This is a genomic window from Pullulanibacillus sp. KACC 23026, assembly GCF_029094525.1.
Lineage (GTDB): Bacteria > Bacillota > Bacilli > Bacillales > Sporolactobacillaceae > KACC-23026.
Window position 1 is genome coordinate 2,597,000 of record NZ_CP119107.1, and the last position, 23,961, is coordinate 2,620,960.

The 23,961-nt window shown below is 41.5% G+C and carries 20 protein-coding genes; 3 read left to right on the plus strand and 17 right to left on the minus strand.

The window, feature by feature from the left end:
- Positions 1-91 precede the first annotated feature (91 nt).
- On the plus strand, positions 92-721 hold the full coding sequence (locus tag PU629_RS12120; protein WP_275280329.1) for a LysE family transporter: 630 nt from the start codon (positions 92-94) through the stop codon (positions 719-721).
- Positions 722-762: 41 nt separating this feature from the next.
- Here PU629_RS12120 and PU629_RS12125 read toward each other — a convergent pair whose 3' ends face one another.
- From PU629_RS12125 to PU629_RS12205, 17 genes are all read right to left on the minus strand, one after another.
- The gene (locus PU629_RS12125; RefSeq protein ID WP_275280330.1) at positions 763-2,091 is read right to left on the minus strand and encodes an amino acid permease; all 1,329 of its coding nucleotides are present in this window, start codon (positions 2,089-2,091) and stop codon (positions 763-765) included.
- Between the two features lie 11 nt (positions 2,092-2,102).
- The gene (locus PU629_RS12130; protein ID WP_275280331.1) at positions 2,103-2,393 is read right to left on the minus strand and encodes a hypothetical protein; all 291 of its coding nucleotides are present in this window, start codon (positions 2,391-2,393) and stop codon (positions 2,103-2,105) included.
- Positions 2,394-2,611: 218 nt separating this feature from the next.
- Positions 2,612-5,353, minus strand: coding sequence for an aconitate hydratase AcnA (gene acnA, locus PU629_RS12135; protein WP_275280332.1), 2,742 nt, complete (start codon positions 5,351-5,353; stop codon positions 2,612-2,614).
- A gap of 1,133 nt (positions 5,354-6,486) precedes the next feature.
- Positions 6,487-6,954, minus strand: a complete 468-nt coding sequence (locus PU629_RS12140; protein WP_275280333.1) for a flavin reductase family protein — start codon at positions 6,952-6,954, stop codon at positions 6,487-6,489.
- A gap of 243 nt (positions 6,955-7,197) precedes the next feature.
- Entirely contained in the window at positions 7,198-7,464 is a 267-nt protein-coding gene (locus PU629_RS12145) for a phosphocarrier protein HPr (RefSeq protein WP_275280334.1), read from the minus strand.
- Positions 7,465-7,589: 125 nt separating this feature from the next.
- Positions 7,590-8,180 (minus strand): GNAT family N-acetyltransferase, encoded by a 591-nt coding sequence (locus PU629_RS12150; protein ID WP_275280335.1) that lies wholly within the window; start codon positions 8,178-8,180, stop codon positions 7,590-7,592.
- 98 nt (positions 8,181-8,278) lie between these two features.
- Entirely contained in the window at positions 8,279-8,887 is a 609-nt protein-coding gene (locus PU629_RS12155) for an SAM-dependent methyltransferase (protein WP_275280336.1), read from the minus strand.
- Positions 8,888-9,022: 135 nt separating this feature from the next.
- Positions 9,023-10,327 (minus strand): MFS transporter, encoded by a 1,305-nt coding sequence (locus PU629_RS12160; protein ID WP_275280337.1) that lies wholly within the window; start codon positions 10,325-10,327, stop codon positions 9,023-9,025.
- A 564-nt stretch (positions 10,328-10,891) separates the two neighbouring features.
- Positions 10,892-11,206: an L-rhamnose mutarotase gene (gene rhaM / locus PU629_RS12165; protein ID WP_275280338.1), complete on the minus strand. Its 315-nt coding sequence runs from the start codon at positions 11,204-11,206 to the stop codon at positions 10,892-10,894.
- A 28-nt stretch (positions 11,207-11,234) separates the two neighbouring features.
- Complete coding sequence (locus PU629_RS12170; RefSeq protein ID WP_275280339.1) at positions 11,235-11,996, minus strand: DeoR/GlpR family DNA-binding transcription regulator; 762 nt, start codon at positions 11,994-11,996, stop codon at positions 11,235-11,237.
- 94 nt (positions 11,997-12,090) lie between these two features.
- A complete protein-coding gene (gene rhaA, locus PU629_RS12175) occupies positions 12,091-13,347 on the minus strand; it encodes an L-rhamnose isomerase (RefSeq protein WP_275280340.1) in 1,257 nt (418 codons plus the stop codon).
- Between the two features lie 18 nt (positions 13,348-13,365).
- On the minus strand, positions 13,366-14,778 hold the full coding sequence (rhaB, locus tag PU629_RS12180; protein WP_275280341.1) for a rhamnulokinase: 1,413 nt from the start codon (positions 14,776-14,778) through the stop codon (positions 13,366-13,368).
- A gap of 41 nt (positions 14,779-14,819) precedes the next feature.
- Positions 14,820-15,521, minus strand: a complete 702-nt coding sequence (locus PU629_RS12185; RefSeq protein WP_275280342.1) for a LutC/YkgG family protein — start codon at positions 15,519-15,521, stop codon at positions 14,820-14,822.
- Positions 15,514-16,956, minus strand: a complete 1,443-nt coding sequence (locus tag PU629_RS12190) for a LutB/LldF family L-lactate oxidation iron-sulfur protein (RefSeq protein WP_275280343.1) — start codon at positions 16,954-16,956, stop codon at positions 15,514-15,516. Before PU629_RS12190 ends, PU629_RS12185 begins: the two co-directional genes overlap by 8 nt.
- A complete protein-coding gene (locus PU629_RS12195) occupies positions 16,922-17,686 on the minus strand; it encodes a (Fe-S)-binding protein (RefSeq protein WP_275280344.1) in 765 nt (254 codons plus the stop codon). Before PU629_RS12195 ends, PU629_RS12190 begins: the two co-directional genes overlap by 35 nt.
- A 155-nt stretch (positions 17,687-17,841) precedes the next feature.
- Positions 17,842-19,908: a bifunctional aldolase/short-chain dehydrogenase gene (locus tag PU629_RS12200; protein WP_275280345.1), complete on the minus strand. Its 2,067-nt coding sequence runs from the start codon at positions 19,906-19,908 to the stop codon at positions 17,842-17,844.
- A gap of 270 nt (positions 19,909-20,178) precedes the next feature.
- Positions 20,179-21,645 carry a DHA2 family efflux MFS transporter permease subunit gene (locus PU629_RS12205; protein WP_275280346.1) on the minus strand — a complete coding sequence of 489 codons (1,467 nt, stop codon included), beginning with the start codon at positions 21,643-21,645 and terminating at the stop codon, positions 20,179-20,181.
- 616 nt (positions 21,646-22,261) lie between these two features.
- On the opposite strand from PU629_RS12205, the gene PU629_RS12210 reads away from it, so the two are divergent.
- Together PU629_RS12210 and PU629_RS12215 are read left to right on the plus strand one after the other, a co-directional pair.
- Positions 22,262-22,945 carry a response regulator transcription factor gene (locus tag PU629_RS12210; RefSeq protein WP_275284415.1) on the plus strand — a complete coding sequence of 228 codons (684 nt, stop codon included), beginning with the start codon at positions 22,262-22,264 and terminating at the stop codon, positions 22,943-22,945.
- A gap of 2 nt (positions 22,946-22,947) precedes the next feature.
- Positions 22,948-23,952, plus strand: a complete 1,005-nt coding sequence (locus PU629_RS12215) for a sensor histidine kinase (RefSeq protein WP_275280347.1) — start codon at positions 22,948-22,950, stop codon at positions 23,950-23,952.
- Positions 23,953-23,961: the final 9 nt, after the last annotated feature.

Sequence of the window (23,961 nt, forward strand, 5' to 3'; positions counted from 1 at the left end):
AAGGTTCAAACTATTTTTTTTAGGTAATAAGCCGACTCACCGTTGAATAACATTGTACAGGCTTATGAAATAAGAAAAAAGAGGTGGCAAGATGGGTATCTTACTTAGTTATTTCTTATTAGGTCTCTCTTTAGCCGCACCTATTGGGCCATTAAATGCCGCCCAAATTGATCGAGGATTAAAAGAAGGATTTCTTTCAGCCTGGTTGTTGGGAATAGGTGCAAATGTTGCCGACATTTTGTATATGCTTATCGTTTATTTTGGCCTCTTTCATTTTATTAATATCCCATTTGTTAAAGTATTCTTATGGGGATTCGGTGCATTTATCTTAATTTATACTGGAATAGAAGGATTAAAAGGATGGAACCACCAAACGACAAAAAGCTTGACAAGAGGAAAGGAATCCTTGATAAAAAGCTTTTTCACAGGATTTATTATGTCCCTTTCAAACCCTCTAACTATTCTATTTTGGCTTGGTATTTATGGGTCTGTTTTAGCAGAGACCGCTTCGAAATTTGGAACACGTGAACTTCTAGCTTGCAGTACGTTCATCTTCCTCGGATTGTTTATGTGGGATATTTCAATGGCGGCCATATCAAGCAGTTTCAGAGTTTTCTTAACTTCACGTCTGATCCAGGCGATCAGCTTAGTTTCAAGTCTATCATTAATAGGATTTGGCTGTTTTTTTGGTTACCAAGGGATGTTGCTCTTACTAAATTAATTTAATTAGCCCCCAACCTTTTAAGTGTTGGAGGCTGAACTCTAGGCTCCCTTTTCTTTATTCCATTTTTTTCTAAGCAAAAAAATGACACTCCCTATGACCAATAAAAAGAGAAAGCTAATGAACAACCCTGGACGACTCCCTTTATGAAGTACGGTTCCAATGACCGCAAGAACTATTAAAATTATTCCAAGAAAATTTTTTAACGTTCCCCAGAAGGTAAGTTCAAGTAGTTTTTTAGAAGCAAATAAGATAAATAACCAATTGTAAATAAGCATTAATCCCGCTGCAGTCGTGATGTATTCATAAATCATTCTTGGCATTAAAAGTCCCATAATAACAGACACAGCCATCCCTGAAATCGTTAAGATCAAAGCTCTAACGGGTATGTTCCGCCTAGTTTTCTTGGAGAAGAATGACGGGGCATCTCCTTCCTTCGCTAAGGTCGACATCATGCTGGTTACCGAAAACAGTGAGGCCGACATAGTGGAAAAACCAGCAATGATCAGGGCACCATTAAACACATGTGGAAAAAATGGGACGTGATAATCCTTTAGAGCGATAACGAAAGGGCTCTCTTTATCTGTAAACTCATTCCAGGAAACCATGGTCACAGCTAGTCCAATCGATAAAAGATAAATTGTGACAAGTAAAATCAGCATCATTCGCCCTGCCTTTGGGGCATCATTTTTATCTTTTAAACGGATGGCCATAAGCCCCATCATTTCTACACCGCCAAAGCCGTATAACGCATAGATAAAGGAGGACCATAAGCCCATGAATCCATGAGGCATCAAGCGATCCGGAATATGAGGACGAGGGTCAGTGCCGTGGTGATGAAGCCATCCCATACAGGCAAGAGCTGCCAAAAGAATGAACATTATAATAGCAGCGACCTTGATAACAGCAAATAGATTCTCAAGTCGATCAAAGCCCGAAGCCCCCATAAGGACCACTAATATCCCAAGCACGGCATAACCCGCTGCAAAAGCCCATAGAGGGACCCTTGGGAACCAAAAGCGTGAGAAAAGTGCGAGTGCTGTCATCTGACTTCCCATAATAAGCATTTCGGAACTCCAGTAAACCCACCCACTGCTAAAGCCTGCCCATCTTCCAAACGCTTTCTTGGCATAGGAACGAAAAGACCCCTCAGCAGGGTCTTTTGCGGTCATTTTTGCTAAGGCATCATATACGACATACGTCGCAAATGCTGCAATTATGAAGGCTATTAAAATAGATGGGCCTGCCATCCGAATCCCGAGACTTGACCCAAGGAAGAAACCCGTCCCAATGATACACCCAATACCAACTAAAGATAATTGCCACCATGAAAGATGTGTCTCTTGAGAACTGTTCTTTTTATTTGACATAATACGTGTCCTCACATGGTTTGGTCCATTTTCTCAACCTGATGACGAGCTCGTGAAACCTGCTGAATAACGGTTTGAAGCTGATAAAAATCTTGAAAGGAAGCTTTCCCTTCAGCACACAAGAGATGAACTAATTCATAAGAATGCTGAAGCTTCATCTGTGTCCTATCTAGTTCTTCTTTCACTCTATTTTTATTAAAAGAAGGAGCACCCTCGTATTGTCCCCATCTTTTCATAACCTCACCAGCCTCATCCATCGTATCTTGAACGGCTTGTAAGACAATATCTCGATGATCCGTCACCCTTTCCCACCTCACCTTTACTTAAGCACTCCAATTCATCATACTTAAATTGGCAAAAGAAGAAAAAAGTTATTCACGCAAAACACACGGAGACTCGAGAGAACAAAGCGAGGACCGTTCGCTAATTCATTTTTTATGGATAACGCTCCCCCTTTGTCCCCGCTTTAACGCAAAACGACCCTGCAGCATCAAGTGCTGCAGGGTTGTTGGTAAAAAAGTTAAGCTTGTTTACTTTCTTCAAATTTCTTAAGAAGAACCGTTTGAAGGATTCCACCATTGCGGTAGTAGTCGATTTCGACCTCACTGTCAAAACGAGCAAGGACTTCAAAAGTCTTCGTGTTGCCCGCTTCATCAGTCGCTGTCACTTTAACGATGTCACGTGGTTTTACGTTGTCATCGATTTGAATGTCAAGCGTCTCTTTACCAGTGAGGCCAAGGTTGTCAGCATTTTCACCATTGATAAATTGAAGTGGAAGCACACCCATGCAAACAAGGTTGCTGCGGTGGATACGCTCGTAGCTCTCAGCGATAACAGCTTTGATTCCTAATAAGAAGGTACCTTTAGCTGCCCAGTCACGAGATGAACCCATACCGTAGTCAACACCAGCCATGATGACAAGACCGGTTCCGTCTTCTTTGTACTTCATAGCTGCATCATAGATGGAGAGAACTTCACCCGTAGGCCAGTAAGGAGCATAACCGCCTTCTGTACCAGGAGCAAGCAAGTTGCGAATACGGATATTTGCAAATGTTCCGCGCATCATGACTTCATGGTGCCCACGACGGGAACCAAAAGAGTTAAAGTCGCGAGGCTGTACCCCTTTACTCATTAACCATTGACCTGCCGGGCCGCCTTTTGCGATCGAACCAGCTGGAGAAATGTGGTCAGTTGTAACGGAGTCACCAAGCTTAGCAAGAACACGTAAACCAGTAATTGGTTTAACCGGTTTTGGTTCTGGTGAAACATTTTCAAAGAATGGCGGGTTCGCAATATAAGTGGACTCTTCATCCCAATCATAAAGCTCACCAGTGCTTGTTTCGATTTGATTCCAGCGTTCGTTTTGTTCAAAGACACGACCGTATTCTTTCTTGAACATTTCTGGGCTAACCGACTTCGTAAGAAGCTCGCTGATTTCCTCAGAAGATGGCCAGAGATCTTTGAAATACACATCGTTGCCGTCTTTATCTTTACCGAATGAATCGTTTTCTAAGTCGAAGTTAACCGACCCAGCAAGCGCGTAAGCCACAACCAATGGCGGTGAAGCCAAATAGTTTGCACGGACAAGCGGATGGATACGTCCTTCGAAGTTACGGTTACCGGAAAGAACTGATGCAACGGTCATGTCGTTTGCATTAATGGCGGATTCGATTTCAGGAAGAAGCGGACCAGAGTTCCCAATACATGTTGTACAACCATAACCGACAAGGTTAAAGCCAAGTTGTTCAAGGTATGGAAGAAGCCCTGCATCTTCTAGGTAATCGGTAACAACTTTAGACCCTGGAGCCAAAGAGGTTTTAACATAGCCAGGTACTTGAAGACCTTTTTCAACCGCTTTCTTAGCGACAAGACCAGCACCGATCATAACGCTTGGGTTCGATGTATTCGTACAGCTTGTGATAGCAGCGATGACAACATCACCGGTTTTCAGCTCTTCCGTACGGCCATCTTTGTAGCTGATGGTCGACGTTTTGTTGATTTCATCATCACCTAAACCAAAGCCATGAACACCTTGTTCAGTTGTCAAAGCTTTGTTAAATTCTTTTTTCATATCTTTTAAAAGAATTAAGTCTTGTGGACGCTTAGGACCAGAAAGAGCGGGTTGAATTTCAGAAAGGTCAAGTTCGATTACTTTTGTAAAGCGCGGCTCTTGTGCATCAGGTGTATAGAACAAGCCGTTTTCTTTGCAATAAGCTTCAACCAATTTAACCTGTTCTTCACTGCGACCAGTCAAACGCAAGTAATTTAATGACTCTTCATCTACTGGGAAGAACGTTGCAGTTGCCCCGTTTTCAGGAGACATGTTGGAAATCGTGGCACGGTCTGCAAGAGACATCTGAGCCATACCTGGACCAAAGAACTCCACAAATTTACCAACGGCTTTTTCCGCACGCAAAATTTGAGTCACTTTAAGAGAAAGGTCAGTCGCTGTAATTCCGCTAGCAAGTGTACCTGTTAAACGGACACCGATCACTTCTGGTACAGGGAAGTAAGAAGGCTGACCGAGCATTCCAGCTTCAGCTTCAATACCGCCAACACCCCAGCCAAGTACTCCGATACCGTTGATCATTGTTGTGTGAGAGTCCGTACCAACGAGGGTATCAGGGAAAGCAAGATACTCACCGTTTTCTAACTCCACACCGTGAACAACAGAGGCCAAGTACTCAAGGTTAACTTGGTGAACAATACCCGTTGCTGGTGGCACCGCACGATAGTTTTCAAACGCATTTTGAGCCCATTTCAAGAACTTGTAACGCTCGATATTGCGCTCAAATTCACGTTCCATGTTATATTTTAATGCTTCATTAGTTCCGTACTCGTCAACTTGAACAGAGTGGTCAACAACAAGATCAACCGGTTTTTCTGGATTAATTTTTTGTGGATCCCCACCCATGTCTGCCATTGCTTTACGTAATGACGCTAAGTCAACAACAGCTGGAACCCCTGTAAAGTCTTGGAGAACAATACGTGAAGGATTAAAAGGAACATCGATATCAGGGTTAAGTTTGTCAGTACCCCATTTTGCAAGGTTTTCAACATGCTCTTTAGTAATAACACGGCCATCATATTGGCGAAGCACAGATTCGAGCAAAACTTTAATAGAATAAGGAAGGCGTTCGATATCGCCAAATTGCTTAAGTGCATCAAGCTTATAATAGTTATAAGTTTTGCCATTCACTTGGAAGGAACTCAGTGCTTGATACACATCGTTCTTCGCTCTGTTTTCAACAGACGTAGACATGCCTTTCACTCCTTTACAACCTAGTTCAAATTCTACATAACTATCATAATGCAAACCTGACAATAAGTAAAATTCAATCATGTTATTATGACTGATAAGTAACACTTATTGAATAAATGAAAAAGCCATTGTTTAACCGGATATTGCCATCGGAATTTTCGTTAAACCCCAATGTGTGATTTGTCAGATTTGCACAACTCCTATATTTTCTCATCAAATTTCTAATCTGTAAATATCTATCAGAAAAACATCTCCGTACAATCGAAAACAGCTATGGACTCGCTTTATACATAGTCTTTAATAAGATCGTTATTCTGCTAACTAATAGATCTTGCTTTCCAGAAACAATTATGTCCAAAAAAGCACGATTAAACTCTTTTTTGAAAAAAGAAAAAGCACCCTAACTATAAATAACGGGTTTACTTGTGAGGTGCAAAACTCTAATTATCACCTTCAATCACACTACTATTCACAATCACTGAAAGAAAGTAAAGTAAACGCCAAAACAACCGAATCTTTTGAGATTCGGTTTAATTATTTTCATAAAAGGCAATCGATTACCTATTTCATTAATTGGCTAAAGCGAACTTTCTAAATAAGCGGAGAAATTCCGCTTATTTAGAAATCAACATCGAAAATAGCTAAAATAGACGGAAGAATTCCGACTATTGACTCGAAAAACAAGAAAATGGGTCATTTCTTTTGGTTTAAACGGAAAATCTCCGCTTATTTACGACGAACTGAACGCTACTTTGGTTGATAACGGAAAAATCTCCGCTTATTTCAACGATCACAGGTGACGCTAAAATTTCTTGTCAACCATGACAGTCCGTTTTTTACTTATTTATCCAAATAACTTGGTAATCCCCCTACCTTTCACTTGCTCAATCACAGGTTAATTCACACACCGCCAATAATTATATCCACACCATGTAAATTACACTATGATTTGAAAAGGTCAATAAACATTGATCTTACAATAAACGTCGCACGGTGATGACTATGTGAAACCCGTGCGATTTACCTTGATAGTTAATTGTTTGCACCTCTGAAGTGAACCCGTTAATCCTATAAAGGGATGCTCCTCTAAATCCCATGCAGCAGCGGATTCTCTGCACGATTAGGTTTATGATTTAGTTATCTTCAAGATAGCCATACTTGCCTTGATAGTAAGTAAGCGGCTCCCCGTTTCTAGATGTCAATTCAAGTACTTCACCTATAAATAGCGTGTGGTCACCGGCAGGGTGCGCTTCATGGAGTCGACAGACCAGGTTGGCTAAAGCGTCCTTTAGGATCGGCTGCCCTGCGAGACGACCGAATAAACCGTCTACTGAATCTAACCGCTTTTGTTTGGCAAAATGCATGGAGACCTCTTTTTGTTCTTTACTTAATATACTCACCGCAAATCGGCCTGCTTTCATGATCTTCTCATGCATGCTTGCCTGTTGGTCCACTGAGACTAATATAAGCGGTGGGACTAACGAGACAGACATAAACGCATTTGCCGTCATGCCTGAAATGTCCCCATCGTGTTCAGTGGTCACAACCGTAATGCCTGTCACGAATTTCCCAAGTGTCTGGCGAAAATGCCTCTTCTCCAACTGGTAATACCTCCCTTTTTCTCATAAATTAAAATCATAAGGGTCGACCAGTTTTTCTGTTCCCATCATTATATCGTTGCTATCCCTAGTATATGAACCAAATGCCAGAATAGTTAAAGAAAACACAGCTCGTGTCACGCCTTAAGGTGATCGTGGGCGCTTAATTGCACTTAATTAATGTATAAAAAATAGAGAGCGATACAACGATCACTCTCTAGAAAAATAGTAACTTAAGCAACAACTTTATTCGGCAAGACCTTCACTCTTCAATCGATCAGTTAATCCTTCAATCGCTTCCTTAGCATCGCTGCCTTCAGCGGTGATGGTAATGTCTGCACCGTGGGCAATCCCAAGGGACATGACACCCATAATGGATTTCAAATTAACGGTTTTGTCTTTATAAGTAATTTCAATTTCAGCTGCATATTGATTAGCTTCGTTGACAATTGCTGTTGCCGGACGTGCGTGAATACCTGCTTCACTAACAACCTTAAACGTTTTGCTTTCCATAAAATATGCCTCCTCTAAATTACCTGCTCTTGATTTTAATATGAATAAATAAAGGTCGCATTTACATTTTATACAAAAACTTAACGAAACAACAACAACTATTTTTCAAAAAAGAAACAAATTTTTTATGACTTTAAAGCATCTAAGAAATAACGTTGAAGCAAGTCTTGCCGAATCGCTTCCCATTCTTCTCTAAGAATGCCATAACGGATCGAGTCATAGTAAACACCTTGATAATGTCGGCATTTGCGAATCCGTGATTCCAAGACCATGCCACATTTTTCTCCAACCTTCATCATCCGCTCATTGCCAGACCAAGTTGTAAATCCGATTCTTACTAAAGGAAAACGTTCAAACAAATGCTCCATCCAAAGAATGAGGGCTTGGGTTCCATATCCACCATTCCAATACTTTGGATCATAGATGACAATCCCCATCTCTAACCAATACGAAGGTCGATGCTCCCAATAAAAAGTAACGATACCAATTGGCTCACCTTCCATTGTCTCAATAACAAATCGTTGCTTTTCCTCCATCTCTTCAAGCATTTGCTGCTTAAACAAGCGAAAGCTGGGCTTATGATAAGGAAAATACGGGGCATCCCACTTCTTCCACTCTGGAATCTTATTCCCACTTACTCCATGCATCAATTGATAGATGACTGGAAAATCCTGTTTCACCATTGGGCGTATCGAAACACGTCTTTTTTGGTCCAACTTCGATTCCCCCCTATTTGTAAGGCGTTTATCTTAATAGTCTACTTGAGTTAATCATACCTCAAGTTGTAAGTGATTTCACTCATACGTTATTCGTTCTAGAATTCCAATCTATAGATTAAAAACCTCTCCTGTACATCTGTTTCATATAAACCCTTTAAAACAATTTCTTTTTTTAACTTAAACGGGGTCTGGTTCTCTAGAAAATCGATATAGGCCTCTGATGGGTAATATAAGAGAACCTCAATATCTCTTGGTGCTTTTTCATAAGACTGAAGAATATTCCAGATAATCGTTCTGAAAATCTCTATTGAAAATGGGTTAAAAAAATAAAAGTGATTGTCATTTGAATTTACGGGATAGTCTTCTGCTAAACAATTATAGAGCCTCACGTCGCCTTCTTTGACTCGATGCCTCTTCTTGTAGCTTTCGAGATTCTCTTCAGCGTTTCGATATAGCCGCTCATTTTTCTCCACACCGGCAACCTGTACTTTGAAAAAGTGATGAATATAGAAAAGGATCCTGCCTTTTCCACACCCAAAGTCGACAATTCGGTCACCGTCTTTTACTTCAAACCGTCTCACTAGTTCATCAAGTGCACTGTAAGGGGTTGGTTCATAAGGATAGTAGTGAAGGTCGCTCCTATCATAAAGCTTTCGGCTCTCCGTTTTTATATGTAGATGTTTATCATAATCAGAGTCTTTCATCATCATTTCTTCCTTTTTCCAAATGAGTTAAGGTTAAATAAAGTTTAAACAATAGACCAATCTTTGTCCAAATAAAAAACAAGCCCCCGGACTTTTGGAGGCTTCAATGATGTTTTGCTTCTTCTATTAAAAGCTTTAAGAGTATTTTCTCTCGCTAACTGTCTTACCAAAGCGTTCCTCTTCAATTTCTTTCAGTGATTTTCCGAGTGTATTAGGTGCTAGCGTAATCCCGATGATAAAGTGAATGACTAAAAATCCAATCATGACGAGTCCTGCGACCTTGAAGTTAAGAGCATCCATGAGCAGCGGTAAAATAAAGGACCAAATAGCAACAGCTACACGAGCCAGGAAGAACATAAAACCTTGAGCCCCGGCCCGGTAGTGTGTCGGGAATAATTCACCGCCCCACAAGCCATAGAAAGCTTGAGCGCCAAAGCCCGCTGCACATCCCCAAAGGATAACAAAGGCAAATAACGTAAACCACCCCATTGGAGCGAACGTAAGAATAAGCCAAGCAACAATTCCCATGACCGCTCCTAGACCAAACAAGAAGCGTCGACTGATGCGGTCACCGCATTTCATGAAGACAAAATAGGTAGTTAAACAAGTTAGTCCCCATAAAAAGACTTGCAAGAGGTTCGCTTGTTCACTGGATAACCCGCCAACATGCTGATAAATATAAGGCATAAAATAACCCATGGCTCCAGCTGTCAAATTCCAGAACAAGTAAATCCCGACTAAAAGAAAAAGTGCTTGTCGATTCACTTTAAGCTTGAGAAGATCCTTAAAAGATTTTTCTGGTAATAGACCTGATTGATTAATTTTTTGTTCTTTATCCTTTTCTTCTTTCCAAATAGTAGATTCAGATAAACCTTGACGAATGTACCACGTAATAAAAGCAATCACCATCAAATGAAGAAAAATAATCCGACTGCCGAGCAAGCCGAGAGGTGATAATAAGACGGCCAATAGGAAGGTTAAGGCAGGGCCAAAAGACCAGGCGAGTTGTGCCGTTCCAACGTGTGCGGCCCGTTTTTGATGGGGAGCCTCTTCGGCAATATAAGTCCAAGATGCAGGGATTCCAGCTCCAACCGAAACGCCTGTGATAATTGTACCCACTAAAAGCATTGGGAAATTGAAGGAACAAGCAATAATCAGTATACCAAGCATGTAGGCAAGCAGATCATATGTATAGATAAACTTACGGCCATACTTATCACACAAGTACCCGCCAATAATGGCACCAATTGCAGCCCCTAAAGCGTTTGCACTTAATGCGCTTAAAAAACTGATGGCTAAACTATGTAAATGTAAATAAGCCTGCCACAAAGATAAACTGCTCGCTGCGGCAATAATGGAACCTGCCTCAATGTAATTTGACATTGCCACAGAAATGGTCGCCTTCCAACCAGAAGTGGATTTGCTTCCGAGTTTCGCCATGGTGAACTCCCTCCTATTCGCAAGCGCTTCACATACTGTATTCAAAGGAACGAAAGCGCTTTAGTCTTTATCTATATATTAGGGTAAATTGACTGAAAAATCAACACAAACACAAAAATTATGTTTATTTTTATTTGTTTATATGTTTTTGTAAAGCGTTTTCTGCTATCAAGTCACAAAATACTCTCCCAAGCTCTTCTCCACAGCTAAAAAGACATAAGACTTATCCTTAATCGGTTCTCTTGAAGATGCGATTTTAGCCGTACATCCGTTCCAAATAGAAGAAGCCGGGGCAAAACTAAACTAACTGACTTAAATTCTGAACACTAAATGTTTATAAGAACAGAAACAAATTTAAACGAAAAGCCGAACCCAACACGTTAAAAGGTGTGAATAAGTTCGGTTTTTTCTCTTCGTCAAATACTTCCGTCCCAGCTTCTTTTCATGTCTCTAGACCTGACTCTAATAGATCTAAATGTTTGTTTCGCTTTGTTTTTAGAAAAACTTGGCTTACCGCCAAGTCCTTAATAACGGAGCCTAAAAAATCCGAACATAAGCCCAAAATTATGCCATGTAAAAAACAGGATGTAATTCTTTTGAAACCGGGCTATGATCCTCATTCGTTTCCATCAACGGGTCCATGAAATGCCACCATTTTTGGCAAACCGCCGTTTGGGACATTTGCGCCCATTTTTCTTCACTCTCAATTTCGAGATAAGCAAACAGCTGCCCTGAATCTCGGTCAAGAAAAATAGAATAATTGCTCGCTCCGTGATTTTTCAACTCAGCCACCATCTCTGGCCAAATTTCCGTATGTCTTTTTTCGTATTCCTCATAAGCATCCTTTTTCACATACATGATAGATGCGATTCGCTTCATTTCGACCACTCCCAATGCCTGCCTTAAATTAAACACACTTATACACTATAGATAAATGCTGCATGGCTTGATGTTCTTCTTTTGTTAATCTATGATCCGTTATAATCATATCTATGTCAGTCAGAGAATTCGTAATCTGGACGAATGTCCTTGTTTGAAACTTAGAAGAATCGACTAGTAATATTGTTTTGTCAGAGACAGCCAGTATCTCTTTTCTTAGTAACGCCTGCCACTCATTCGAATCCGATATCCCTGTCTCAAAGTCGATCCCTTGGCATGAAATAAAGGCCTTGCTAACATGATAGGCTCTAAGTGAACGTGAGGCGAGCGGTCCGACAAAGGACAGAGATTTTGGTGATAACATGCCGCCAACCGAAATGACCTGAATGTTATCCTTTTTGCTTAATGCGAGCGCGACGTTGATGGAATTAGTAATAACCGTTAAAGGCTGGTTGGGGATTTCCTGAGCCATGTACCACGAGGTTGTGCTGGCGTCTAGAATAATCTTATCACCAGGTTCAATGAACTGAATGGCAGCTTGAGCGATCGCTCTTTTTTGTTTTTGATTGGTAATCTCTCTTTCTCGATAAGAAATTTCGAGGGAGTCGTTCTCAAGTCGAACCGCTCCGCCATGGCTTCGGCGCAAGGCTCGAAGTTTTTCGAGTTTTTCAAGATCCCGCCTGATCGTTTCCTCAGTTACATTAAATAACTGGCTCAATTCCGTTACACGAACGCTTATCTTTTCGTTAACTAACTCCACAATTTTCCGCTGGCGATCCGCAACAAGCACATTCCCCACCTCCTCTATTTCCACTCTATGTGTTTTTCAAAAGAGTTAAGCGTTTCAGTGAAATAGAGAGGGAGTCTTCCCTCCCTATGTTTCTCTATTTTCTTTTTGAAAGGACCGCTTCCTCGTAGGTTTTTATTTCTTTCAACCATTCTTCTTTAACTGGTACACCCATCTTTTCACAATAGTAATCCCAAACAGCGCCAAATGGATAGGTCTTGAACTCTTCCATTAATGCCAGTCGGTCTGTGAAATGGCCTTCTTCCTGCAGCTGCTTAAGCTGCTCATTCGGAACAAGCATCGCGTAAAGAAGCGCTTTAATCATATTGCGTGTACCGATCGTCCAGGCGGCGATTCGATTGATGCTGGCATCAAAGAAGTCAAGTCCAATAATCACGCGATCTAAGGCATCATTCCGGACAATTTCAAGGGCAATTTCTTTTAATTCATCGTCAAAAATAACGACATGGTCACTGTCCCAGCGAACCGGGCGAGAAACGTGAAGGGCGAGTTTATCCGAATAAAGAAGCATGGAAGAAATCTTATTCGATACCGTTTCTGTTGGATGGAAATGCCCGGTATCAAGCAGGCAAAGTTTGTTATTCTTCAAAGCATACCCAAGATAGAATTCATGAGACCCAACCACATACGCTTCTGAGCCAATGCCAAATAACTTGCTTTCAATGGCATCTAGATTATGAGCTTCATCGATATCCTCTGCAAAAATCTGGTCAAGTGAATCCTTCAATCGAAGACGCGGAGTCAGGCGATCACTTGGAATATCCTTATAGCCATCAGGAATCCAAATGTTCGTCACGGCTGGCGTACCGAGTTCCTGGCCAAAATAGGCGCCAATCTTACGGCTCGCAATACAGTGGTCAATCCAAAACTTGCGAATTGCTTCATCAGGATGAGAGAGTGTGAGACCATCATCTGCTTTTGGGTGTGAGAAAAGAGTTGGATTGAAATCCAGACCTAGCCCGTGCTCCTTAGCCCAGTTCACCCAGTTTTCAAAGTGCTTAGGTTCAATCACATCCCGTTCAACTACTTCACCGTCTGTCTCCGCATAAATAGCATGGAGGTTGACGCGATGCTTTCCAGGAATCAAAGAAAGCGCCTTCTCAAGGTCCTGTCTCAGTTCTTCAGGATTGGTTGCTTTACCAGGATAGTTGCCTGTCACATCAATACCGCCAGACAGCTCATTTTGGTTCACTTCAAATCCGGCAATATCATCCCCTTGCCAACAATGGATGGAAACCGGAATGGTGCTTAATTTCTTAAGGACCGCTTCAACATCAATTCCCCATTTTTCATAGTCTTGTTTTGCTAATTCATAAGCTTCTTTAATTGCCATTTTATTAGCCCCTCTCTATTAATAACTGACCGCTTTTTCAAAGATTTTAATTGGAAAAGATTCTCGAATCAGCTGTCTCGCTTCCTTTAAATTGGATAGATCACCTAAAGCCATTAATTGTGCCACAATATTTCCTATAGCGGTCGCCTCCACGGGTCCAGCGAGCACTTGCTTGTCAGTCACATTAGCAATCCACTGATTCAACAACTCATTTTGACAACCGCCCCCGATCACATTAATTTTATTGAATGATTTCTCAAAGATCGCTTCGATTTCATCAATTGCTTTTTGATAGCTGACAACAAGACTATCGTAAATACATTTTGCCAATTCACCTGGAGTCTGAGGTATCATTAAGCTATTTTCTTGGCAATACGCTTGAATCTCTTCGATCATGTTTTCCGGATTCAGAAATCGAGGATCATCCACATTAATAATCGTCTTAAAATAAGAAGCTTCCTTAGCAAGATCGACAAGTTTTTCAAAAGAAAAAGCGCTGCCTAAATGCCTTTTGATTTCTTGAATCATCCAAAGTCCCATAATGTTTTTCAAAAATCGAAAACGATAATCGATGCCGCCTTCATTTGTAAAATTATAATCAAGCGCTTTCGTTACACAGATCGGAAAATGGTTTTCCACGCCGATCAGCGACCAAGTTCCTGAACTGATGTAAATCGTATCCTCTTGTTCAGGAACGGATACGACTGCAGAACCCGTATCATGAGTCGCAGGCAATATCACCTTGAGGTCAAAGCCAAATTCCTGTACTAAATCTTGAGAAAGCGTCCCTAAAATGGTTTTTGGGCGTTTAATCGTTTGGAACATCTCAACGTTTAAGCCTAATAGAGCCAATAGCTCTCGGTCCCACTGCTTCGTAAACGCATTCACTAATTGCGTGGAAGTGGCATTCGTATATTCATTCACTTTAACACCGGTCAATAAATAATTGAGATAATCCGGAATCATGAGAAAGGTACGCGCCTTCTCTAGAATTTCAGGTTGCTGCTTCTTCAAAGCCATTAATTGATAGATTGTATTAAATTTTTGGAATTGAATACCTGTTTCTAGGTACAGTCTTTCTTTAGAAATGAATTGAAAGACTTCCTCCATCATGCCATCCGTTCGGGAATCGCGATAAGCGACCGCCTCTGTCAATAACTGATCATTTTCATCTAATAAAACAAAGTCAACCGCCCAAGTATCAATGCCAATACTCTCTGGAATAATCCCGCGTTCCTTACATTTATGAATCCCATTCTTTATTTCTTGAAAAAGACGCTCTACATCCCAACAGTCATAGCCGCCTCGTTTAATGAGTCCGTTTTCAAAACGATGCAGCTCTTCTAATTTCAGGACACCGGAGTCCAAGTAACCGAGCATCACACGGCCGCTTGAGGCACCAATATCCACCGCCAAGCTATAATTTGTCATCGAACCCTTCCTTTTTAAAGAACTTTAGATTTTCTCTTAGCCTATTGATCTTCAAGAATAAGATAGCCGACTTTTATTGGTCCATGAACGCCCACCACCATGTTCATCTCAATATCGGCACTGTTACTAGGTCCTGAAACCATATTGATATAGCTTTCGATCGTCTCCCCCTGTTTAACTCGGTCTCCTATCGTTTTCGTGACTTGAGTTAATCGCGGGACAATAGAACTCTTGTTCAGAAGGACAATCGAGACTTTTGGAAGCAGGCTGATCGATCGGGCCTTTTCTTTGTTATGAAAAAAAACAGTCGTTCCCGATTCCGCGAGGGCTTGGTCGCTGAAAGAAATCCCGATCGTCGCTTGCTTCGCTTGCTCAATATTGAAATCCCCTAGCCGTAAATTCCAAAAATAAGTGTCGAGTTCGCTTAAAAAATCTCGAATCCCAATACTTTCAAATCTTGGATCATTGGAAGCCACAATTGGACCGCCGCCGTATGACTGAATCATCTCTGCCAAATTAACTTTTAAATGATCAAGAGAAGTCATCACGACGTCTGTTCCCTGGCGTTTACACGATTGCAGAAAGACCTCTAATAGTTCATCCTGAGTGGCTTTTTTATAGACCTCCCATTGAGGCTTATACGTCCACGAAGGCTCTTCAACTCGTTCTGGTTTAGCTCGGCCAAGCTTATTTGCAATAGACGAAAGGAATTTCTCACGCCCTTGTATGACACCTTTAGTCATGAGCTCTTCCCTCCTTTTCATGTCGTTCAAACCATTTTCTAAAGTTCTCTTTGCTTGGGGCTGGAAAATCTCGGATTTCCGTCCAAGGCTTCATAGGGCCTGGCCCTTTTTCAATACGCTCATCTTTCGTAAAAGGCCCGAGCATTGAAGGGACAAATTTGGTAGCCATTTCAAATAAAGAAGGTGAGCCCGCTCCCATTCCAAACGCTTTCATAGATAGTTTTTCACCAAGTTTCGGATGTCCTTCTCCAGATACATAAGCTTGGCGATGTTTGATAAGGAGTTCATGCAAAGGAATTCGAACAGGACATGCCTCCGTACACGCTGCACAGAGACTGGAGGCGTAGGGCAATTCCCCATATTCTTCATAGCCGCCAAGAATCGGAGAGAGAACGGCGCCAATTGGACCGGGATAAATCGACCCATACGCATGGCCTCCGATATGTCTATAAACAGGACAAACATTAACGCAAGCCGCACAGCGAATACAGTGAAGAGCGGATTGAAAGTCTGTTCCAACGGCATTTGACCGGCCATTATCAACAATCACCAAATGATACTCTTTTGGACTATCAACGGCATCGGTCTCAAGATCCGGTGTCAAGGTGGTGATATAAGTCGTTAATTTTTGACCAACGGCGCTTCGGCATAAGAGGGTCAGTAATATATCTAAAGATTCCCATGATGGGACAAGGCGTTCCATTCCCATTATCGTAATCTGAGTGTCCGGAAGCGTTGTCACCATGTTGGCGTTCCCCTCATTTGTAACAAGGGCGATGGTTCCTGATTCGGCAACTGCAAAATTACAGCCGGTTATCCCAATATCCGCTCGAAAAAATTTTTCTCTCAAATCTGCACGCGCAAAGGCTGCTAACTCTTCAGGCTGGTCCGTTCCCTTATAACCCCGTTTATCCCGAAACGCATCACGAATCTGTGACTTATTCTTATGCAGAGAAGGGACGACGATATGGGATGGCCGATCATGATCATCGATTTGAAGGATGTACTCCGCCAAATCAGATTCAAGAACCTCGCATCCAGCCTCTTCTAGAGCTTCATTTAAACTGATTTCTTCAGTCACCATCGATTTGGCCTTAACAACGTGTTTCGCCTTTTTCTTCTTTACAACTTCTTGTACGTATCTCTGGGCTTCTTCTGCTGTTTCAGCAAAAAAGACATGACCGCCGCGAGAGGCAAACTGTTCGCTCAGCTGTTCTAAGTAAAAATCCAGATTATCTAAAGTATGTGAACGAATGTCTTCACCTGCATGACGCCATAATTCCCAATCCACAAGCGACTCGTCCTCTACCGTCACTTGAAGCTTTCGTCCCCGCAGCCGGTCTTGCGCGCCACTGACCGCCTTTCTCATGAAGGCTTCGTCTAAGCTCTTATCAACACGATCAAAGAATGGCTCCGCTCCGATTTTCATTGGCATGAGCGATCCCTCCCTCTTTTGAATTAAGAATTTGGGCTATATGCATCACTTTAATCGGTTGACCTTTTCTGCTGAGACGCCCCCCTATATTCATCAGACAGCCATTATCTGCTCCAATTAAAACCTCTGCCTCTGTTTCTGTGATATGCTGCACCTTTTCATCCACCATTTGTTCTGAAATAGGAACCATCTTTACTGAAAAAGTTCCGCCGAAACCGCAGCAGTCATAATTATGTGGAAGATCAACCAATTCAAGGCCTTTCACATTTTTAAGCAATTTAAAAGGAGCAGATCCTTCATTTAATAATCGAGTCATATGACAAGATGTATGATAAGTCGCCTTTGCGTTAAATGTCGCTCCTAGATCTTCAACACCCAGTACATTAACAATAAATTGCGTTAATTCAAACGTTTTATCGGCAAGGCCCTTCGCTCGGTTAAACCATTCCGGATCCTCTTTAAACATACCTGGATATTCTTTGAACATGGCGCAACAAGAGCCAGATGGGGTGACGACATACTCCGACTTTTCGAAGGCTTTGATCATCTGCTTTGCGCCTTTTGCTGCTTCCTTCAAGTAACCGCTATTATAAGCAGGCTGTCCACAGCAAACCTGTCCTCTTGGAAAATCGACATGACAGCCTAATCGTTCTAAGATCTCGACAACGTCTTTTCCAACATTCGGATAAAACATCTCGCCAAGACACGTTACAAACAATGAGACATTCATTTCTAAGTCTCCTTTCATGAAACCATCTTCATGCTGTATCACGCAGGGTTTTTAGTCATTGTACCAGAAAAGTGTCAAAATTAGCAGAATTTTATAGAGGCGAAAAAGACCCGGGAGATGAGCCTTTTTCGCTTAAAGTATTCGTTTTATCTCGACTATCGAGTGAAAGCTGCTGGAACCCCGCCATCAACCGTTATCATACAACCTGTTGTTTTTTCAGCTTTGGAAGAAGCGAAAAAGAGAATGGATTCAGCAATATCTTTTGGATAAATATTAACTAATAAAGTCGTCCGCTTGCGGTAATGCTCTTCTAGTTGGTCTGGCTCAATGCCGTAAGCCGCTGCTCGCTCATTTCTCCAGCTTGAATTCCAGATAGCAGAACCTTGAAGCACCGCATCAGGAAGCACAGAGTTGACACGAATACCGTACGGACCGCCTTCAGCTGCGATACATCTTGCAAGATGAGTTTCAAGTGCTTTTACAGAACTGTAGGCTGCTGCATTTTTACCAGCATAGACCGAGTTCTTCGAGCCGATAAAGACCATGCTTCCGCCAACGCCCTGTTCCTTCATTTGCTTAAAGGCTTCGCGAGCGACAAGGAAGTAACCCGTACCAAGCACGTTCATATTAAGATTCCATTCTCTTAAAGTGGTTTCTTCAATTGGGCTTGACGTTGCAAGACCGGCATTATTCACAATGATGTCAACACCACCGAAAGTGAGAGCTGTTTTCTCAAATGCAGCTTGGACTTCTTCCTCTTTCGTAACATCCATTTTTACAGCGATAGTTCTTGCTTCACCGTATTTCGCATTTATTTCAGCCGCAAGTTTCTCTGCCCCTTCAAGGTTTAAGTCAGCGATTACTGCATGCGCCCCTTGTGCAACGAATTGACGGATGGTTTCACTGCCGATCCCGCCGGCCCCGCCCGTTACAAAAGCGACTTTTCTTGAAAACTCAGCTTCAGCAGGTGCTAAAGACAGCTTATAAAGCTCAAGCGGCCAGTATTCCACATTGTAGGACTCGTTTTCATTTAAAGAGACAAAGCGGCCTAGTGCTGTTGACCCTTTCATAACGGCAATGGCTCTATGATAAAGCGCACCACTGATGTTGGCATTCTTAAGATCCTTACCTGTATTCACCATACCGATCCCTGGAATTAGGACAACTCGAGGAGCCGGCTCAAACATTTGGTCCCCTTCTACTTTGTTTCGTTCAAAATAGGCTATGTATTCTTCTTTAAAAGCCTGGATACCAGCCTTCAGCTTGTCAACCAATGTACTGACATCTTCGGTTTGAGGATTCCAGTCCACATAAAGAGGAATTCGCTTAGTGTGAACAAGATGATCCGGACAAGCGGCGCCAACTTGTGAAAGCACCGGCGCTTCTTTGCTGTTTACAAATTGAAGAACATCAGCCCCGCGATCATAAGTTAATAACATTTTCTTGCTATCGCTCACTTGACCTCGAATAACAGGAAGGACCTTTGCTAAAACTTTTTCCGTTTCTTCATCAGAAAGAGATTGATAGATTGGCCCACCAAAGACAGATTCCTCATTGATTTTACTATTAATAAAGGCTTCTGCTTCGTTGATAATTTTAATCGTTTGATCATAGGCTTCTTTAGAAGTCTCTCCCCAAGTCACAAGACCGTGCTTCTCCATTAACACAAGCTCAGCATTGGGATTGTTTTTGACTCCTTCTGCGATCATTTTTGAAAGTGTGAATCCAGGTCGTACATAAGGTACCCAAACAAAACGATTTCCAAATAGTTCTTCCGCTAGTTGACGACCGTTATCCGCACAGCAAAGGCTGATGATGGCATCTGGATGGGTATGATCAACATGCTTAAATGGTAGAAAAGCATGGAGCAGCGTTTCAATAGAAGCGCGAGGATGCTTAGCATCAATCATGCAATGAGTTAAGTAATCGACCATTTCCTCATCAGGCATTTCCTCTCTTTCAAACAATGGACGAATGTCATCAAGACGTAAACCTGTAAAATTTTTCGCTTTCATAGTGGCGAGATCAGAACCACTTCCCTTTACCCACATAACTTCTACGTCGCGACCCATAAAATCCTTTTCAACCGTTTTCATAGAAGTATTTCCGCCGCCGTAATTACAAACCGCCCGATCGGAACCAATCAAATTGGAACGGTAAACTAATTCTTCGACACCTGTATGTTTAGCAGCAGCTTGTGAATCCCATAAGTTTTTAACCAAGTTTATTCCCTCCCATTATCAATATACCTTTTGTCTAAATAAATTGTAACACATTCGTTTCGTTTTGTGTGGATTTATTTTTGTTTTTATTTGATTTTATGGTTGTAGCCGTTATCATGAGTAGAGAAACCAAACAATCATGCGTTTAGAATACGTTTATATAAAAAAAAACACGCAGCATTTGCGCGTTTTTCGATGCTGGAAAACTCCTCCAGCAAAGTGTTATTAAGTTTTTAGAAGCAAAAGATTAAAATGAAGGACTGTTTTCTCTTAGCTTCTTGCCCCTTGAAGCTTAGGATGCGTTCCTGAACCTCTTAACGAAGAACTGATTGCGCCAAGAACACAGACAGCGGCAGCCGCCCAGAACACGGTATGCAAGGCTTGCAGAAACGGCTCAGAAGGAATATTTGTAAGCTCACCGTGAGTTGCTATTCCGGTTAAACTATGTAAGCGGGCAGAAAACAAGGACACAGAAAGGGCTGTTCCAAGTACCATGCCGACATTTCTGACTAAAGCATTTAAACCGCCCACTTGACCGGTTTTTGAACGGGGTGCCGCACCCATAATACTTGAATTATTGGGGGATTGAAACATGCCTTGTCCAATTCCAAAGATCGCTAAGTGCAGGGCAACAAGCCAAACGGGTGCTGTCCCGGAGAGGAACGTTAATAAGACAAAACCAAGTGCATTAAGAAGCAGTCCGCCAGTCGTCAACACATAAGGACCTATTTTATCAGATAACCAGCCAGAAATCGGCGCCACAACTGCCATAGCTAACGGATAGGTCATCATAGCCGTTCCCGTTAACTCCGGACTCGCATGCAAGACATCCTCCAAGTAGAACGGCATGATCGTCGTGGTACAAAAAAGGGATATGAAAGACAACATTGCGGCAAAACTCGCCGAGGATAATAACCGATTTTTATATAATGAAAAATCAATGAGCGGATTTCCTGCAAATCGTTCTCTAACTCCAAAGGCAATGAGTAAAAGAATTGAGAAAATAAGGCCCATGACACTTTGTTTCGAGGACCATCCCCAAACATCTCCATTTGAGACTGTATATAAAAAGAGGACAATCCCTAAAACAAATAAAATCGAACCGCTGTAATCAAATCGTTTTGCTTCAGACGTATTGGGCTTGCCTTTTGGTAATAAGAATAGACCTAGTATAAAGCCGGCAATGCCAATCGGCACATTTACCCAGAAAATCGACTGCCAACCAAAAAAACCAATTAACAGACCACCGATAACAGGCCCTGATAAAGATCCGAGTGAAACCATTGTCCCAGTCACACCAAATGCTCGGCCGCGCTGATTTATTGGAAAGACAGAAACGACCAATGCTTGATTATTAGCCATTAAAAGGGAAGCCCCAACGGCTTGAATAATTCGAGATACAATTAATAAGGAAATCGTTCCTGACAGACCACAAAAAGCCGAACCCAGTGCAAAGACTAAAAAACCCATATTATATAATTTTCCACGCCCATAACGATCGGCAAGATTCCCCACTAACGGCAGCATCGCACAAATGGTTAATAGATAAGCCGTCACGACCCATTGCACCACATGTAAAGGCACATGAAGGGAATCGGATATCGTGGGTAAACCAACATTGGCAATGCTGCCGTCTAAGGTTGCCATAAATGTCCCAACGGATACATTACCGAGTATCCACCATTTTCGCGGATCCCCATTTTCAGGGAATGTATTGGTCTTACTCTTTTCTCCCATAAAATTAAACTCCTTTTTCGATACTGATTTCTTTCACTTCAACCGCTTATGTATTACTATTTAATCCCGTTCAACCGTCCACCACTTTAATAAATAGGCTCTTTTCTAAAAGATTGTTGCTAGTTGATAAAAATAGGTGGAAATAGGCGAGACTCCCGCGGAAAGCGAGCTTATTGGAGTCTAAAAAAAACAACAAAGTTTACGAAAACAGCCAATAAATAAAAGTTATACAATCAATTTTACAAAAACAGACAGGAAATGTACATGAATCTACCTTGTTGAAGATCATTTGATTAATCCATACAAAATATCTATAGTCGAATCCTATCCCCTTTCAAACCTAGGAGTAAAATACGGACATTTAAAATTGGACTCTAAAGGATCCACATCAGATGTGGTTTTAAGGAAAGCTAAATCTTTCTAAAAAATCAACTCTTAAAATTGGAAGAACGTTTAATAGAACTTGAACTATTTGGTTCAAAGGTTAAAATAGTTTTAATTGTGATTGTTGATAGATACTTGGGAATGTTACAAGGGGAACTTTAAACTTATGGAACAAAAGAACCGTCCCCTTGTTCACACCCTTGTTCACAAAAAAATTGGGGTGTTAATTAAGATGAAAATTTTGTTGGTAGAGGATGATCATACGATTGCGTCTGGTCTTGATTATTCCTTGCAAAAAGAAGGCTATGAAACATTGGTTTCTTATTCGGTCCATGAGGCAAAGTCCCTCATTACTGAACAACTCCATGATATTGGTCTTTTTTTAATAGATTTAGGTTTACCGGATGGAAATGGCTATGAAATCTGTGAGTTTGTTAAACAGCGACGTGATATACCCGTGATGTTTCTGACCGCCTATGACGAGGAAGTCAATATCGTCATGGGACTAGATATGGGGGCGGATGATTATATCACCAAGCCTTTCCGTATTCGTGAATTGCTTTCTAGGATCAAGTCTGTCCTGCGCCGTTACCATAAGCAGCCCCCAAATGACCCGATTATTCAGTTCGGTCCTATTCAGATTCATACTTCAGAGGCAAAGGTATACAAATCAGGAATCGAGGTTTTCTTGACGACACTCGAATACCGACTCTTTCTTATTTTCGCAAACCATATTGGACAAGTTCTAACAAGAGAACAGCTTCTAGAACGCATATGGGATGTTGCCGGTGATTTTGTCAACGATAATACCTTAACTGTTTATATAAAGAGATTGAGAGAAAAATTAGAGGATGACCCGCAGCGTCCAAACTTAATAAAAACCGTGCGCGGTTTGGGTTATCGATTAGGTGATTAACTATGTGGCGCAACCGAGAAATTCAAATTCTATTACTTATTCTTTCTTTGTCTACGATAATTGGTACTGGGATTGCGGCCTATTTGTTCTCTATTCAAGCTGCTCTCTATACTTTTTTTCTATCAGTATTCCTTATTACCTGCTTTCTCTTTTTTACAGCCTGGCGTTATCGCGAAATCGAAAAACTATCCAGCTATTTAAGGCAGATCAGTCATGGAGATCATCAATTAGATATTCGGGATAACCATGAAGGTGAACTAAGCATCCTGAAAAATGATATCTTCAAAGTCACAAACATGCTGGTTGAACATCACTCCCTTTTGCATGATGAAAAGATAAAATTAACGGAGGCTATTTCCGATATTTCTCATCAATTAAAAACTCCGCTGACCTCCATGACGGTTATGGTGGACTTATTAAGCGATTCCAGCCTTGATCAATCAAAGCGCCAAGAATTTACGCATCACATGTCGGTTCAAATGGAGCGGCTTGATTGGCTCGTCTCATCCTTATTAAAGCTCTCAAAAATTGAAGCAGGAACCGTCCGATTTAAGCAAGAAAAAATAGGCGTAAGCGATCTGCTTCAAAAAGCGACACAGTCGATCGCCATTCCGATGGATATTAAACAGCAAACGCTCATTCTTTCAGGAGATGAAACAGCCTGTTTTTATGGAGACATCAATTGGACGGTTGAAGCCCTCATCAATATTTTAAAAAATGGGGTAGAGCATACACCCGAACATGGAACAATCACTATTTCTTATTCAGAAAATGTCTTATATACTGAAATGAACATTTCAGATAATGGAAATGGGATATCCAAACAAGATCTCCCTTACATTTTTAAACGCTTTTATAAAGGGAAAAACGCTGGTCTTGACAGCGTTGGCATTGGACTTGCTATGGCTCACACGATTATAAAGGAACAAAATGGGGCTATTTCTGTTAAGAGTGAGGCAGGCAGAGGTACTCAATTTCAGATTAAGTTTTATAAACAAGTCGTTTAAGCGCAACCA